The organism is Sphingobacterium sp. UBA7625, from assembly GCF_002484085.1.
GTDB lineage: Bacteria > Bacteroidota > Bacteroidia > Sphingobacteriales > Sphingobacteriaceae > Sphingobacterium > Sphingobacterium athyrii.
Genome location: NZ_DLJD01000046.1, coordinates 66787 through 81882 on the forward strand (window position 1 = coordinate 66787; position 15096 = coordinate 81882).

Annotated in this window: 15 protein-coding genes; 5 read left to right on the forward strand and 10 right to left on the reverse strand. The window is 39.4% G+C overall.

Annotation, left to right across the window (positions count from 1 at the left end):
- Position 1: 1 nt before the first annotated feature.
- The 3 genes from B4G94_RS19025 to B4G94_RS19035 form a co-directional block, all read right to left on the reverse strand.
- Entirely contained in the window at positions 2–409 is a 408-nt protein-coding gene (locus B4G94_RS19025; RefSeq protein ID WP_104384277.1) for an acyl-CoA thioesterase, read from the reverse strand.
- A complete protein-coding gene (gene mltG, locus B4G94_RS19030; RefSeq protein ID WP_286861023.1) occupies positions 409–1449 on the reverse strand; it encodes an endolytic transglycosylase MltG in 1041 nt (346 codons plus the stop codon). The genes B4G94_RS19025 and mltG overlap by 1 nt, the downstream gene beginning before the upstream one ends.
- Before the next feature lie 96 nt (positions 1450–1545).
- Positions 1546–2502, reverse strand: coding sequence for a PASTA domain-containing protein (locus B4G94_RS19035; protein WP_165308817.1), 957 nt, complete (start codon positions 2500–2502; stop codon positions 1546–1548).
- 145 nt (positions 2503–2647) lie between these two features.
- Here B4G94_RS19035 and B4G94_RS19040 point away from each other — a divergent pair, with 145 nt between their 5' ends.
- Positions 2648–3658 (forward strand): D-alanine--D-alanine ligase, encoded by a 1011-nt coding sequence (locus B4G94_RS19040; RefSeq protein ID WP_286861027.1) that lies wholly within the window; start codon positions 2648–2650, stop codon positions 3656–3658.
- A 99-nt stretch (positions 3659–3757) separates the two neighbouring features.
- On the opposite strand, the gene B4G94_RS19045 is transcribed toward B4G94_RS19040, so the two are convergent.
- The 3 genes from B4G94_RS19045 to B4G94_RS19055 form a co-directional block, all read right to left on the reverse strand.
- Positions 3758–5002: a serine hydrolase gene (locus B4G94_RS19045; RefSeq protein WP_165308815.1), complete on the reverse strand. Its 1245-nt coding sequence runs from the start codon at positions 5000–5002 to the stop codon at positions 3758–3760.
- A gap of 8 nt (positions 5003–5010) precedes the next feature.
- Positions 5011–5505, reverse strand: coding sequence for a dihydrofolate reductase (locus tag B4G94_RS19050; protein WP_286861030.1), 495 nt, complete (start codon positions 5503–5505; stop codon positions 5011–5013).
- A gap of 71 nt (positions 5506–5576) precedes the next feature.
- The gene (locus B4G94_RS19055) at positions 5577–6398 is read right to left on the reverse strand and encodes a thymidylate synthase (RefSeq protein WP_286861033.1); all 822 of its coding nucleotides are present in this window, start codon (positions 6396–6398) and stop codon (positions 5577–5579) included.
- A gap of 177 nt (positions 6399–6575) precedes the next feature.
- Here B4G94_RS19055 and mtaB point away from each other — a divergent pair, with 177 nt between their 5' ends.
- Positions 6576–7898, forward strand: coding sequence for a tRNA (N(6)-L-threonylcarbamoyladenosine(37)-C(2))-methylthiotransferase MtaB (mtaB, locus tag B4G94_RS19060; RefSeq protein WP_286861035.1), 1323 nt, complete (start codon positions 6576–6578; stop codon positions 7896–7898).
- 166 nt (positions 7899–8064) lie between these two features.
- Here mtaB and B4G94_RS19065 read toward each other — a convergent pair whose 3' ends face one another.
- Positions 8065–8961: an EamA family transporter gene (locus tag B4G94_RS19065; protein WP_286861037.1), complete on the reverse strand. Its 897-nt coding sequence runs from the start codon at positions 8959–8961 to the stop codon at positions 8065–8067.
- Between the two features lie 314 nt (positions 8962–9275).
- On the opposite strand from B4G94_RS19065, the gene B4G94_RS19070 reads away from it, so the two are divergent.
- The 3 genes from B4G94_RS19070 (at position 9276) to B4G94_RS19080 (ending at position 12218) form a co-directional block, all read left to right on the forward strand.
- A complete protein-coding gene (locus B4G94_RS19070) occupies positions 9276–9800 on the forward strand; it encodes a C40 family peptidase (protein ID WP_286861039.1) in 525 nt (174 codons plus the stop codon).
- A 91-nt stretch (positions 9801–9891) separates the two neighbouring features.
- Positions 9892–10395 carry a hypothetical protein gene (locus B4G94_RS19075; RefSeq protein ID WP_286861042.1) on the forward strand — a complete coding sequence of 168 codons (504 nt, stop codon included), beginning with the start codon at positions 9892–9894 and terminating at the stop codon, positions 10393–10395.
- Positions 10396–10658: 263 nt separating this feature from the next.
- Positions 10659–12218, forward strand: coding sequence for a calcineurin-like phosphoesterase family protein (locus B4G94_RS19080; protein WP_286861044.1), 1560 nt, complete (start codon positions 10659–10661; stop codon positions 12216–12218).
- Between the two features lie 407 nt (positions 12219–12625).
- Here the strand turns inward: B4G94_RS19080 and B4G94_RS19085 are convergent, their stop codons facing one another.
- The 3 genes from B4G94_RS19085 to B4G94_RS19095 all read right to left on the reverse strand — a co-directional run bounded on the left by B4G94_RS19085 (position 12626) and on the right by B4G94_RS19095 (position 15036).
- Positions 12626–12847 carry a hypothetical protein gene (locus B4G94_RS19085; RefSeq protein ID WP_313533632.1) on the reverse strand — a complete coding sequence of 74 codons (222 nt, stop codon included), beginning with the start codon at positions 12845–12847 and terminating at the stop codon, positions 12626–12628.
- A 146-nt stretch (positions 12848–12993) separates the two neighbouring features.
- Complete coding sequence (locus B4G94_RS19090; protein ID WP_108636531.1) at positions 12994–14364, reverse strand: nucleoside permease; 1371 nt, start codon at positions 14362–14364, stop codon at positions 12994–12996.
- A 45-nt stretch (positions 14365–14409) separates the two neighbouring features.
- Positions 14410–15036 carry a bifunctional nuclease family protein gene (locus tag B4G94_RS19095; RefSeq protein WP_104384289.1) on the reverse strand — a complete coding sequence of 209 codons (627 nt, stop codon included), beginning with the start codon at positions 15034–15036 and terminating at the stop codon, positions 14410–14412.
- Positions 15037–15096: the final 60 nt, after the last annotated feature.

Here is a 15096-nt window from a genome sequence, read left to right on the forward strand (position 1 = left end):
ATCAGTTAAAGTATTTACTCATCTTATCCAGAAAGATCTGTGGGGGCATGCATGGTTTGTTTTTTTCCATATTTACAAATACCAATGTTGTTTCGCCTTGATTGAGTAATTCGCCACTTTCGTTGAACAGCTCGTATTCAAAAATAATACGGACTGCCGGTTTCTTACGTATCGTTACCCGGATCGTTATCAGGTCGTCATACTTACCCGGTTTGAGATATTTTGTTTTCATCTCTGTAACAGGCAGCATCACGCCCATTTCTTCCAGTTCTTTATAGGATATTCCTGTACTTCTCAGCATTTCTGTTCGTGCTATCTCATAAAAGGCAGCATAATTGCCATAATAGACATAGCCCATCTGGTCTGTTTCTGCATAGCGGACACGAATCTGATGATCAAATACAAACATTATTTTTTGATATTTCTTGCGTCTAAAGCTTGTTGGAACTTGCGCGCATTGATCAGATGTTCTGCTTCTGTCTTCGCAAAATTATGGTATCCGGAGAAATCATCCTTTGCACACATATAGATATAATCGTGTTGTTTAAAGTTTAGGACCGCATCAATGGCTGCAATACTTGGAATAGAAATAGGACCTGGAGGCAAGCCTCTATAGATGTACGTATTGTATGGGTTGTCGGTTCTTAAATGTTTATTTAAGACCCTTCTGATGGTAAAGTCATTGTTCGCAAAGATCACTGTTGGATCGGCCTGTAAAAGCATTCCTTTTTTTAGACGGTTTAAATAGAGACCGGCAATCATGGGCATTTCGTCTTGATGCAATGCCTCGCCTTTGACAATGGAGGCTAAAGTGCTGACCTGTTGCCGCGTTAAATTAAGTGCTTTGGCTTTCGCAATACGGTCCGTATTCCAGAATTTTTTCCATTCATCATCGAAACGGGCAATAACCTTCTCTGGGCTCGTGTTCCAGTAAATTTCGTAGGTATTTGGAATGAAAATGGAAATTAAATTTTCCTTGGTAAAACCAAATTTTTGAGCGGTAGCTTCATCATTCAATACCGCAATAAATTGTGCTGAATCTGCTTCAAAACTTTTGTCTAACAAGGCCGCCATATTTTCTTTTAGCCTGACATTGGCAAACCTGAATTTTACGGGTTCCTGATGACCACCTATTAAATTACCGATCAGACGTCGATTGTTCATTCCCGGAGTTAATAAGTAACGGCCAGGCTTTACACTTTGTTCGTATTTTTTATATTGGGCTGCACGTTCAAATGAAGCGATATCATCCAGAAGACTAGAATCTTGAATTGATTTGAGCACATCCTCGTACGTTGTGCCTTCATGAATATAAAGGTATTTCTTTTCTCCAGAAACATTTGAGGCAAAAAAAGCCTTATAAAATGTCCATGCAAAGTAACCTCCGATAACGATGACAATTAATGCAATAATTTTTAACCAACTTGGTATTCCTTTTTTATTTTCCATCAGAATGATTTTTTATATCAATAATGAAACTTTCGCATACATCCGAATTATTTTTATGCAAACAATCCAATGTTTGTAAAGGTTTCAAAAATAATTTTAGAAGCCTAAACTATTACTTTTATTTTCCTTTTTCTGGCCTGCTGGAGGTGTTGTATTTGTCGCTTTGGCAGGAGGATTATTTGTTGTTGTTTTTGCCGGAGCAGCGGGTTTCGCCGCAGGAGGATTTGCCGGTGTAGGATTTCCCTGTGGCTTAGGTGTCGTTGTTCCTCCGGGCGTACCAGTTGTAGGTGTCGGTGCCGTCAAGGAAAGGGTTACATCTATTTTAGCGCCTAAGCTCGTTAATCCCTTCTCTATACCCGGAGATTGCGCGCTGATCACAGCTGTTGTCGTATCAGTCACATTTGGATCGTAAGTCACCGTTCCCAGACCAAGTCCGGCGCCGGTAAGCGCAAATTTAGCTTCATTTAGCGGAAGTCCGACCAAATTGGGAATTTCAACTTCATTTGCTCCAAGGCCATTTCCAAGGACAAGATCTATTCGTGAACCTTTCGGGATCATGCGCCCATTTCGAATGGACTGCCCCGCAAATTGAGCATCTAGAACAATATCTCTGGCGATATCTGCAACATAAGAGGTATCACCAATTTTAAGATTGTGATTTTTCAAAATAGCTGTTGCTTCGATCAGAGTTTTATCTTTAATATTTGGGAAAGAGACCTCCGGTGCTACTTGCGTGATAATTGTTAGATATATTGTGCGACCGGATTTCACGTGAAATCCCTGCTCAGGATCCTGTTCGATCACCAAGCCCGGTTTGGCATCCATCTGGTAAACGGAGTCAATCTGATATTCTAGTCCCGCATCTTCCAAGGCTTGGATGGCTGCGTTGATATGAAGTCCCTTTATTTTTGGAACTGCAATGGATTCATCATGTTTAGTATATATTTTCAGCCCGACATATACCGCAAGAAATAAGCAGATTATCGCAACAAAAGCGGCAATGAGATTTTTTCTGAACGCGGGCGTCTGAAGATATTGTACGACTTTGGACATTACTGTGTTTGATAAAATGAATTCTGCATGGAACCGCAATATTGAAGCCAGTTTTACAGAATGATTAAATAAAATTATTCCTCACAAAATTATTCGTTTTTCCGTGTATAGCAAATTATATTTGCTATTCGAATCGCTAAAATTTATGAAAGCAAAAATAGCATTAATAACTGGAGGTTATACAGGGGAGGCCGAAGTTTCTTTTAAAAGTTCCGCTTTTGTCTATTCTCAACTTGATCATGAGAAATACGATGTATACCCGATTACCATATCAAAAGGAGCATGGTTTTATACAGATAAAGACGGTCAGCAGCATTCTGTTCTGCGCGAGAGCTTTACATTACCACTACATGGAGAAACGATAAATTTTGACCTAGCTTTTATTATGGTACATGGCGTACCGGGGGAGGATGGACGACTACAGAGCTACTTTGATTTGCTGGATATTCCTTATACTTCATGCGATGCACTGACTTCAGCTTTAACAATGAATAAAGGCTATACGAAAGCGATTTTAAGTGATATTCCTGAATTATATCTGGCCAAATCAGTTTTATTATTTGAATCACAGCGGGCGGAAGCAGTCAGCACCGTGGAAAGCAATCTCTCCCTTCCGTATTTTGTGAAACCTAATGCTGGGGGAAGTAGTATCGGGATGACAAAGGTCAAAGAATCGGCTCAGCTACAGGAAGCTATTGATAAGGCTTTTGATGCCGAAAATACAGGAAAACAGGTTATCGTTGAGGAGTTTGTGACCGGACGTGAATTCTCGGAAGGAATTTTTCGAAATACAAAGGGAGAATTGGTTGTATTGCCTGCAACGGAGGTTCGTACGACACGTGAATTTTTTGACTTTGAAGCGAAATATGTTCCTGGTCTGACGGAGGAAATTACGCCTGCGGACCTGAGCGTGGAACAGCGAGAGCGCGCGGCACGTATTCTGAAGGAAATTTATGTCAGATTGAACTGTAAAGGTATGGTGCGTGTGGATTTCTTTTTGGAAAATGGGACCGACAATTTTTATTTCATCGAGATCAATACAATTCCCGGACAAACGGCGCAAAGTTTTATCCCGCAACAGGTACGTGCCTTCGGAATGAAAGAAGGCGACTTTTATGGTGAATTGATCGAAAGCGCTTTGCTATCTGTCAAATAGGACAGGTGGATTGCTATCTTTGAAAGGTCTCTCGGCCTGAATTAACTAAAATATCCCATATAGAAAAACGGCTTTCAGATTCTGAAAGCCGTTTTTCTGTTATTTTCTGAAATCAAACCTGGACAAATCGGGTTTGATTTTTTTTGTTCGTTTTAGCTCTTCTTGGTAGAGAAGCTGACCGATGTTTTTCAAAAATGGATAAGTGACGGTCTCGTATTCATAAATACCATCGTTGTAAATACCGTTTTCATTCGACTGAACTACTACGGCAAGGAGAAATTCAACGCCATGTTCAAAATCTACAATATAAGCGTTATCAATATTATAACCATAGGAATCGCCATATTTATTAAAAATTCGGATATTAGGATTCAGCACGGTATCTTTTTCACGACCATAGAACAGCAATTTGCTATAAGTAGGCCAGAATTCTACGGGGTCATATTTTGGAAAGTCCGATTCAAATGGATAGCGGGACATGTAGTCATAGAGTAGGTTATAATCTTCCTTTTTTAAATTAAATCTGTCTTTGCTTTTGAATGCTTCCGGAAATAATAATTTTTTTAGGATCAATTGTTGGTCCTCCAACGCATACACATTTAAACCTTCAAAGCTCCATGGTTCATGGATAAGCTGATCCTTATCATTCATGTAGCCCTTCCCCTGCAGGGTATTTGCTAACTTGATATCATAATCCTTGGGGTCGAATTGCGCTTTTTGCTGATAGAGGATATGATCGCCCTGATAGAAAGTGAACGGGTTGGTATGCTTGGCCCAAATTCCCTTGTCACCAATAGCAAGGCGGTTGACAATTCGGCTGTATTTTGTGCCCTGTTTTTTGAGTTTTGCATTTAATTCGGCACGGCCAATGAATTCGAACAATCTATTTTGAGCATCATTGTCACTGGTCAACAATATTTTTTTGACATATTGGGCGATAGATGGCAGCCCGTTGGCCGCAGATTCATCTATGGATACCTTGGTTTGCTTTTCAAAAGCAGAATCTATGCGCAGGGGGGTATCTCTAGTTAATCCTTCAATATGCAAATCATTAATTTTTTCCAATGCTAAGATTGCCGTTGGTAATTTTACGGTGCTTGCTGGATAGAAATACCAATTGGGATTTAGCCGATAACTATAAGACCTGAAATGCGGAACATTGGATTGATCGCGATCAATTTGAGTGTACAAGATCTGGATCTCGTTTTTGGTCGGATGATTTAATATTCGTTGAAATAGATCAGGGCGACTCTGAAGTAATTTTTCCAGGTATATCGTGTCAATCTTTTGAGCGTAGGTATTGGACATCAGTAGAATGAAAACAAGAGATAAACATTTTAACATCCGATTGGCTATTTGCGATTATACACTTCAAAGGTATAGTTGAACGCATGCTTATCATCGGCCTGATGCGCTTCTGAAGAAACCAAGTCCCATTCTTCAGAAAAGAGCTCGGGAAAGAATGCATCCCCTTGGATTGTCGTATGCACACGTGTCAAAAGCACTTTGTTTGCTAGCGGTAAGGCCTGTTGATAGATATTTGCACCGCCAATAATAAATACCTCACGTTCGTCGCGGCAATATAAAAGCGCCTCTTGGATACTATTGGCGACATCAATATCTTCCCCCTGAAAATCGGCATTACGTGTAATGACAATATTCCTTCTGTCAGGTAATGCTTTGCCTATGGCATCAAAGGTTTTTCTACCCATCAGGATAGAGTGATCAACGGTATTTCTTTTAAAATATTTAAAATCATTTGGCAAATGCCAAGGCATCTGGTTATTGATACCAATTGCATTGTTTTCCGATGCAGCTACGATTAATGTGATCGTTGGGTTACTCATTTTTGTGTCGTGTAAATTCGTGGTGTAAATTCTTGGCGGTGCGATGTGTGGGAAAACTTTTAATGGTTTTCCTAAACCGCAACCGGTGCTTTTATATGCGCATGGGATTCATAATTTAGCAGTTCGAAATCTTCGAATTTAAAATCAAAGATATTGTTGACCTCTGGGTTTATCTTCATTTGTGGCAATGGCTTTGGATCACGGCTCAATTGAAGTTCGGTTTGCTCAAAGTGATTGCTGTAGATATGCGCATCACCCAATGTATGGATAAATTCGGCTGCTTCCATATCACAGACTTGGGCCACCATCATGGTTAATAGGGCATAGGATGCGATATTGAAAGGTACACCTAAAAAAATGTCCGCACTACGCTGATAAAGCTGACAGGACAACTGCGGCTTCATAATCCCCTTCTCTGGCTGTGCCGGAGCGACATAAAATTGAAAGAAAGCATGGCAGGGAGGTAAAGCCATATGTTCGATTTCAGCGACATTCCATGCCGATACAATGATACGACGCGAATCCGGTGAATTTTTTAGCTGATTGATAACCTGCGCGATCTGATCAATGTGACGGCCGTCGGGTGTTGGCCAAGAACGCCATTGCGAACCATATACAGGCCCTAGGTTACCCTGTTCATCAGCCCATTCGTCCCAAATACTTACGCCGTTTTCTTTTAAATACTGAATATTGGTTTCGCCTTTCAAAAACCAGATCAGCTCGTGAATAATTGATCTGAGGTGCAGTTTCTTTGTCGTTACTAAAGGGAATCCTTCCTGAAGGTTGAAACGCATCTGATACCCAAAGACACTTTTGGTACCTGTTCCGGTACGGTCTGTCTTTACAACACCATTCGTATATACATGTTTGAGTAAATCTAAATATTGTTTCATCTGTAAATTTTAATTTTTAAACGTTTAATCCCGAATCGTTGAATACGTAGGTTAAACCTTCTGACACGTCCATCCTTTCAAGATAGTCAAAACTAAGGAAAATCCTTATAACGAGAAAGTCAAAACTCAAAATGATAAGAGGGGTTACTGAAAAAAAATGTAATTTTGCAAAATATTATGGAGAATAAAAAAGTAGCTTTTTATACACTTGGGTGTAAACTGAATTATTCGGAGACATCATCCATTGGACGTTTATTTAAGGATGCGGGCTATGATACCACCGCTTTTAATAGCCGTGCGGACGTTTATGTAATCAATACATGTTCTGTAACGGACAACGCGGACAAGAAGTGTAGAAAAGTGGTCAAGGAAGCGCTAAAGCACTCTCCGAATGCCTATATTACTATTGTAGGGTGTTATGCCCAGTTAAAACCAAGAGAAATTGCGGATATACCGGGCGTGGATATGGTACTGGGGGCTGCAGAGAAATTTAACATCATTGAGCATATCAATGATTTGACCAAGCAGGAAAAAACAATTGTTTTTAATGGCCCTATTGATGAGACCAACCAATTTGTGTCAGCTTATTCCATTGGTGATCGTACACGTACATTTTTAAAAGTTCAGGATGGATGTGATTATTCCTGTACATTCTGTACAATTCCCCTGGCACGCGGTGCCAGCCGTTCAGGAAAGATTGAAGAGATCGTCAGACAGGCTGAAGAAATTGCCGCTTCAGGTGTAAAAGAGATTGTGTTGACAGGAGTTAATATCGGTGATTTTGGTATCAGGGATGGAAAACGCGAAGATCGCTTTCTGGATTTGGTGAAAGCACTGGATGAGGTTGAAGGCATCGATCGGATACGTATTTCTTCAATAGAACCTAATCTTCTTTCAAACGATATCATCGAATTTGTAGCGCAATCCAAAAGATTTGTTCCACATTTCCACATGCCATTGCAGTCTGGAAGCAACAAAATTCTGGGTTTGATGCGCCGGAGATATAAACGGGAGTTATATACCGAACGGGTAGAATTTATCAAGTCGTTAATGCCCAACTGTTGCATAGGCGTTGACGTGATTGTTGGCTTTCCGGGTGAGACACGGGAGGATTTTATAGATACCTATAATTTTCTGAACGATCTGGATATTTCCTATCTGCATGTATTTACCTATTCGGAGCGCGAAAACACCATCGCAGCACAAATGGAGGGAGCTGTACCCGGAGCGCAACGTAGTGATAGAAGCAAGATGTTGCATATTCTTTCGGAGAAGAAACGTCGCGCATTTTATGAAACACAGCTTGGTGCTCAGGGTGATGTCCTATTTGAAGCAGATGAAAAAGATGGTTATATGCATGGTTTTTCCAAAAATTATGTCAAAGTAAGAACTTTATATGATCCATTGCTGGTCAATGAGGTCGTGCCAGTCAAATTTATGGAAGTTACGGATACCTGCGAAGTAGAGGTAGAAGAGGTTCCTGAAACATTGGCACATTAGTTTTTTAAGACTTATATATCAACAAAAAAGGGCGATCTTATAGAAAATCGCCCTTTTTTGTTGATGTACAGCTCCATATTCACAGCTTTCGATTATCCTTGATTTTCTATCAAATCCGCCATATGGCATGCGCGTGACCATCTCTTGAAATAAACTTTAGGTTGAATTAAAGGGTACTACTCTTCGCAGCATTTAACCAGATCACAGTCCCTAGGATCAAAAGAACACCGACCCACTGCACAGATGAAACAGATTCATGAAGGATAAAATAGGACATGCAGGTGGCCACAGGCAATTCTGCTGAACTCAAAATCCCTCCCAACGAGAAACCTGTTTTTGGTAAGCCATAGGCAAACAGCAAGGGGGGGATAACTGTACCAAATAAAGATAGGATCAACCCAAAATGCAGGAAATTAGTATCAAATTGACCGTTGAACAAATAGTTCGGCGGAAATAACGTGAAAACTAATAGGCAGGCACCAGTTACCATAATTGCGCTTTTTTGGATCGGATGGTAATCATTGCCTACACGGCCATTGACGATCATGAATACAGAATAAGCCGTAGCTGCCAAAAGTCCAAATAACAGCCCCGTTAAGTTGAGGTCCTTTAATCCTTTCTCAATTAATCCTGTTGCCAACAATGTCGCAATCAGGACAATGCCAATGCCAATTAGGTTGTTCTTTGACGGTTTTACCTTGAAAAAGATAAGCTCAATAACAACACCGATCCATATGTATTGCATGAGTAGGACAATGGCTAAGGAGGCCGGGACCAGCTGTACACATTTGTAATACAAAATACTTACTAAGCCTGTTGAAGTGCCACTGATTAAAATTTTGATCCATGAAGATTTTTTAGTTGAAGATTGAAAGGTTTTGCGGGAAAATAATTTGATGGCAATAAAGATAAGCCAAAGTATGAGCATGCCAAACAATACCTGAATCCCTGTTACCTCACCTAAAGTAAGCCCTTGGCCATATGCTTTTTTAACAAACGTTGATAATATTCCAAAACTGCTCGCACCTAAAAAGACAGCTAACGCACCTTTTAATTTTTCCATTCGCAAATAAATTAGGGGTCAAAGTTACGATTTCTGAACAATTCTTTTTCTGATCCGACGTTCTTGTAAAGGAAAATGGATAATCGAGTTGAAGACATTACTGGAGATCAGTGGGTAGAGCACATTAACGGGATGGAAATAATCCTTTGAGCATTTTATTAAAAAAAGAGGGAATGGGTAAATTGTTTTTTACGAAAGCAGCGAAAATATTGTATACAAAGGGTTATTTATTTAAGTTTGTTATACCGGAAAATAAATCGAACATAATGATTGTCAAGCCTTATTTTATCTTTTTTTTAAGCGTGCTATTATTCTTGAGCAGTTGTTCAACAAAGAAAAAAGTACTTACATCCCGTTCACACTCCTCGAGCGGCTCGGTGTTGACTGATGCAAGTTCGGCACGTGGAAAAACCTTTTCGGGATCCCGCCTTGATAATTATGCTTCGCTATTGAATGTAAACACAAAAAAGTTAAATCCGCAGCTTTATTCATTTATTGACGACTGGATGGGGATACCACATCGAATGGGAGGACAGACTAAAAATGGCGTGGATTGTTCGGGGTTCGTTAACCTCTTGTACATTGAAGTTTATAAAGGCAACCTGCCACGAACATCACGTGATATGGAGGGCATTGTGAAAAGAAAAAAGCCTGAAAAATTGGAAGAAGGAGATTTGGTTTTTTTCTCTTTTGGCAAAAATGGAATTGACCATGTGGGCGTGTATTTACACAATAACAAATTCGTCCATGTCTCCACGCGCAAGGGAGTTATTATATCAGATCTGACAGATAGCTGGTATGCCAAAACCTTTGTGGATGCGGGTTCTCCGAAGATCTAACCGGACAACATCCATGTAGGTTTTATGTCATATCTTGATATAAACTTTTATACCCTATATAAATCCTTATTTTTGTCAAAATTTTATAGAAATGACAATAAAGAGTAAAAAGATTTTTCTAGGCCTTTGTATTATTGTGCCATTTTTAATGTATTGTGTTTACTACTACAGCAATATGATTAAAAATGCACCGTTCCGTTTTGCTGATTTTGAATCAATTGAATTTAAATATGGCGAACCGAACCACATGGTCAATGAATATAATTCGAAAACGCGTATCTATAAATATTTAGACAAACAAGATTCATTAATTAGGGATACTGTCAAGTTCACAAAAGATGATCTATTGTATTTGCACCGCAAGGCAATGGAACTTGGTTTTTGGAATTTGGATACGGATATGACAGGTCCGGAATGGAAGAAAGATTCTACAAATTCGAAAGTACCTCGCTTCTACCTGGAATATAATTACAAAGATAAGTCCAAGCGTGTCACCTTAGATGCGGATTTTGCGGGTAACCCGAGGATGCATGATGCTGCTAAATCTATGATAGACGAAGTAAACCGGATGTTGGCAACGGCTCAGGCTAGATAATAACGCTATTTATACTTATTGAGGAGGGAGAAGCCAAGGAGCTTTTTCCCTCTTTTTTTTGCTATTTAATGTTGCCTTTTCTTAAAACGAGCTTTTATTGTTTCTATAGATCAGCTATTTCAGAGGTATGGTTGTGCCGTCGGCTTAATTAATGGACATTGGGATAACAACCTGATACGGGCTTCTATTTACAAATTCTTTATATACAATTGATCTTGTCTTAATGGGAATAGGGTACTTTAGCGGCAAAATCAACGTTCGATATGAAAACATTTTTTGCATTGGCTATTTCTTTAGCACTAGCCCAGACACTACAAGCACAGGAACTTGCAAAGGGAAAAGTTTATCTGGATATAAACAAAAATGGAAAATTGGATAAGAATGAAAAAGGAATAGCATCTGTTTCCGTAAGCAACGGTCGCGAAGTTGTCATTACTGATAAAGATGGGAACTATCAACTGCCGGCCGGAAATGATAATATTATTTTTGTTGTTAAACCTTCGGGATATGCAGTACCCTTAGACGATAATAATCATCCCAAATTCTATTATATCCATAAGGCCAATGGAAGTCCAGCTTCCAAATATCCCGGCGTGGCGCCTACGGGGAAGATTCCATCTGCCATAAACTTCGCTTTATATCAACAAGAAGAACAACCCAATTTTTCGGCATTTGTCTTTGGCGACCCACAGGCATACACAGAAGAAGAGCTGGGATTTTTTAAAGATGGTATCATCAATGAAATCGCAGATAAATCTGTTGCCAAATTTGGAATCAGTCTAGGAGATTTGGTCGGTGATGACCTTTCTCTTCAACCAAAATATAAATCGGTTATTTCTACCATGGGGCTACCTTGGTATAATGTTATGGGAAATCATGACATGAATTACGATGCCAAAACCGACAGCCTTTCTGATGAGTCTTTTGAGCGTACTTTTGGTCCCAATAATTACTCTTTTAATTACGGGAATGCCCACTTTATTGTATTGGATGATATCATTTACCCTAATCCTCGTACCGGAAAAGGGTATTTAGGTGGTTTTCGGAAAGATCAGTTGGATTTTGTTGAGAATGATCTAAAACAGGTGGATAAAGATAAATTAATTGTCCTATCGTTTCATATTCCACTGTATCATGAAAATTCAAATGTATTCCGCAACGAAGACAGACAGCGTCTTTTTGATATTTTGGCCCCCTTTCAGCACACGCTTTCACTATCGGCACACACGCATTTCCAACGTCAATATTTTTATGGACAGAAAGATGGCTGGAAACAAGCGCATGCGCACCACGAATATAATGTCGGTACGACATCCGGAGACTGGTATTCAGGTGAACTGAATGCAAAAGGAATCCCTGTTTCCACCATGCGTGACGGTACGCCAAAAGGCTACGCAATTTTGAAAATTGAGGGCAATCAATATCGCTTTGACTATAAAGTGGTCGGTCAACCTGCAAGCTATCAGATTGACGTGTATGGCGCATCAGTAGTGCCCGAAAAGTATACAAAACGATACCCGATCTACGCAAATTTTTTCATTGGCAAAGAAGGTGATAAGGTATCCTACAGAATCAACCAAGGGGACTGGAAAGCGATGGAATATGTGAATGAAAGTGATCCCGCATTCTTAAAATCCTTAGCGAAATACGATACGGCTGAGCAATTGATAACGACGCGCCGTCCATCTAATCCCGAAAAATCAAGTCATTTGTGGATGACAAATTTGCCTAAACTTAAAGCCGGGAAATATCAGTTAGAAATTAAAGCAGTTGATATGTTCAACAGGGAACATTTTGCGACGAAAAGTATTGTTGTGGAATAATTAAATACATAGTTTTTATACGACAAAAGGCAATCGTCAGGTTGCCTTTTCTTGTTGTTGAAATTGGCATATCAATATTTTGGGAACAGACTTAGATTGCTATAGGGGGGATTAGGATGCAGAACGTTAAATTTAAGGTTGAACGAAGTTGTTTATTGAACGGTAAATCCAGTGAAATAAATAGTTTAAATAACTATTTGTCGAATTGTTTTAAGTTTAAAGTTCCCTTAAGATGGACTTAACATAACAGTCCTATATTTGTGTAGAGTAATTTTTGATTCATAAAGAGTTAGGGTTAATGTGTAGATCTGTTGTGAAACACGTCTGAAAATTTAGTTTGTTTTTAAAGTGAAAAGGTAATCTCCCCGGATTACCTTTCACTGTTTTTATGGATCTCAGTTTCTTTTTTACAAATTCAATATATTGATCTGTTGTTTCCGGACAAATTGCCTGAAATCATCCGAAGCCGGATTTTCGAATATCTCAAGGTCGAAATATTTTGTGGCCGCAAAGAGGTGATCAAAAACATCGGAGACAATATCTTCATAATATTCCCACCGTATGTCATTGACAAAGAAATACAGTTCGATAGGTACACCATGTTCGGTTGATGCTAATTGACGCACCATTAAGGGCATGCATTTGTGTATGTCAGCCCTAGCTTGTTAATCCATTGAAAAGTCCAGTTGTAAATTTGGGATTGAGAATCCGTTAACAATTCCCGATGTATTTTGCATCCTGCAAATATACAAAAAGCCGCATTTGCGGCTTTTTGTTATTTTGAATTGAGCGGCTCGCGCTCATGTTTATGTCTAAAGAATATTGCAAAAAGTACTGCGATAATCAGTGTATAGATGGCAAAGGCTAGCCAGATGTCATGCCAGTCCTTGAGCATAATATTATTGTTCAGGGTACCATCAGGCAACAGTGCGATACTTTTCTCTTTTAAGAAATTCAGGAAATGCATATCATTGATATTTGTATCCAGGTAGTTGGCCAGATCCTGCCCATTCTGAAAGCTTTTTGTGAAATAATGGTCGATAATCCATCCCGATGCAAAACTGCCGAATACTGCTCCGAAACCATTGGTCATCATCATAAATAAGCCTTGAGCAGAACTACGTATACTTGATGTTGTGGATGTCTCAACAAACAAAGAGCCTGAGATATTGAAAAAGTCAAATGCCATTCCATAAACGATACAGGAAAGTACAATCATCCATAGGCCGCCAGCAGGGTCTCCAAATGAGAATAGCCCAAAACGTAATACCCAGGCAAACATAGAGATCAACATGACTTTTTTGATACCAAATCTTTTTAGGAAAAATGGGATTGCCAGAATAAAAAGTGTCTCTGATATCTGCGAAATCGACATGATGATCGTTGAGTATTTCACAACAAAAGATTCCGCAAATTTTGGATAGAATTTAAATTCGTCCAAAAATACATCTCCATATGCGTTGGTCAACTGCAATGCGGCTCCTAAGAACATGGAAAATATAAAGAACAGTGCCATTTTATAGTTTCCAAATAATTTAAAGGCTTCTAACCCCAACAATTGTGTCCAAGATGCACTTTCCTGCTGTAATTTTTTCGGTGGGCATTTCGGTAATGTAAAGGCATAGAGACTCAAAGCTAAGGCCGCTGTTCCCGCAATATAAAATTGGTATGCTGTCGCTTTGTTACCTGTCAGATTTGTGATCCACATCGCTACGATAAATCCAACGGTTCCGAAGACACGGATAGGAGGGAATGCTTTGACCAGATCATAGTTGTTTTCATTCAATGCGGTATAGGCAATTGAGTTGGATAGAGCCAATGTCGGCATATAGAAACACATTGCTGCGAGCATCGCATAAAAAAAAGTATTGGGATCATTGACTTGTGGTAGGTAGAAAAGAACAGCAGCATAAGATAAATGAAGGAAAAAATAGAGTCTTTCAGCATTTATCCAGCGGTCAGCAATGATCCCCATCAATGTTGGCATAAATAGCGAAGCTATTCCCATTGTCGCGAAGATAGCGCCGAATTGTGTACCATCCCATTGCTTTGTGCCAAACCAATAGTTAGCTATTGTAATCAACCATGCTCCCCAGACAAAAAACTGAAAGAAGCTCATAATGGTCAATCTTAATTTAATAGACATAAAACGATATTATTTAGAGTTTTTGTTTCGCTTTAATGAGAGGAGTTATTTTCTTTTGGAAATTTCATCCCTAATCAACGCGGCTTGTTCGTAGTTCTCTTCCGTTAATGCCTGGTTGAGCGCCTGCTCCAATTGTTCATCTGTCAACGAAGAAAAAGGGTTGTTAGCGGATTTGGAAGGAGTCTTCTCTTCGACCTCGACCATACTGGGATCTTGAACCTTGTTGGCTTTGTCCAGATTTTCCAAAAATGCGAATTCATGTCCCTCAATAATAATTCCTGCAGATGACATAATAAATTCATAGGCATAAATTGGTGCTTCAAAACGAACGGCCAAAGCAACCGCGTCGGAAGTCCGCGCATCAATTTCGACCATCTTATTGCCGTCAGAACAAATAATCTTTGCATAAAAAATGCCTTCAATCAGATTGTAGATGAGTACTTCAACGAGTTTAATGCCAAAAGATTCTGCAAAAGACTGAAACAGGTCGTGCGTAAGGGGACGGCTTGGAATCATTTTTTCTATCCGAATAGCGATGGCTTGAGCTTCATGGCTACCAATAATGATGGGCAGTCTTCTGTTGCCCTCCACTTCTCCCAATACAAGGGCGTAAGCCCCAGATTGCGTTTGACTATAGGATAAACCAACGATATCTAATCTGATTTTCTTCATTTTAATTCCAAAGCGGTCTACAAACTTAGATAAATTTGCTTTTATATGCAATTATAATTA

Bases quoted from the DNA above. Each gene is read 5' to 3' on its own strand.
- B4G94_RS19025 (WP_104384277.1), bottom strand. From the start codon at position 409: ATGTTTGTATTTGATCATCAGATTCGTGTCCGCTATGCAGAAACAGAC.
- mltG (WP_286861023.1), bottom strand. From the start codon at position 1,449: ATGGAAAATAAAAAAGGAATACCAAGTTGGTTAAAAATTATTGCATTA.
- B4G94_RS19035 (WP_165308817.1), bottom strand. From the start codon at position 2,502: ATGTCCAAAGTCGTACAATATCTTCAGACGCCCGCGTTCAGAAAAAAT.
- B4G94_RS19040 (WP_286861027.1), top strand. From the start codon at position 2,648: ATGAAAGCAAAAATAGCATTAATAACTGGAGGTTATACAGGGGAGGCC.
- B4G94_RS19045 (WP_165308815.1), bottom strand. From the start codon at position 5,002: ATGTTAAAATGTTTATCTCTTGTTTTCATTCTACTGATGTCCAATACC.
- B4G94_RS19050 (WP_286861030.1), bottom strand. From the start codon at position 5,505: ATGAGTAACCCAACGATCACATTAATCGTAGCTGCATCGGAAAACAAT.
- B4G94_RS19055 (WP_286861033.1), bottom strand. From the start codon at position 6,398: ATGAAACAATATTTAGATTTACTCAAACATGTATATACGAATGGTGTT.
- mtaB (WP_286861035.1), top strand. From the start codon at position 6,576: ATGGAGAATAAAAAAGTAGCTTTTTATACACTTGGGTGTAAACTGAAT.
- B4G94_RS19065 (WP_286861037.1), bottom strand. From the start codon at position 8,961: ATGGAAAAATTAAAAGGTGCGTTAGCTGTCTTTTTAGGTGCGAGCAGT.
- B4G94_RS19075 (WP_286861042.1), top strand. From the start codon at position 9,892: ATGACAATAAAGAGTAAAAAGATTTTTCTAGGCCTTTGTATTATTGTG.
- B4G94_RS19080 (WP_286861044.1), top strand. From the start codon at position 10,659: ATGAAAACATTTTTTGCATTGGCTATTTCTTTAGCACTAGCCCAGACA.
- B4G94_RS19085 (WP_313533632.1), bottom strand. From the start codon at position 12,847: ATGGTGCGTCAATTAGCATCAACCGAACATGGTGTACCTATCGAACTG.
- B4G94_RS19090 (WP_108636531.1), bottom strand. From the start codon at position 14,364: ATGTCTATTAAATTAAGATTGACCATTATGAGCTTCTTTCAGTTTTTT.
- B4G94_RS19095 (WP_104384289.1), bottom strand. From the start codon at position 15,036: ATGAAGAAAATCAGATTAGATATCGTTGGTTTATCCTATAGTCAAACG.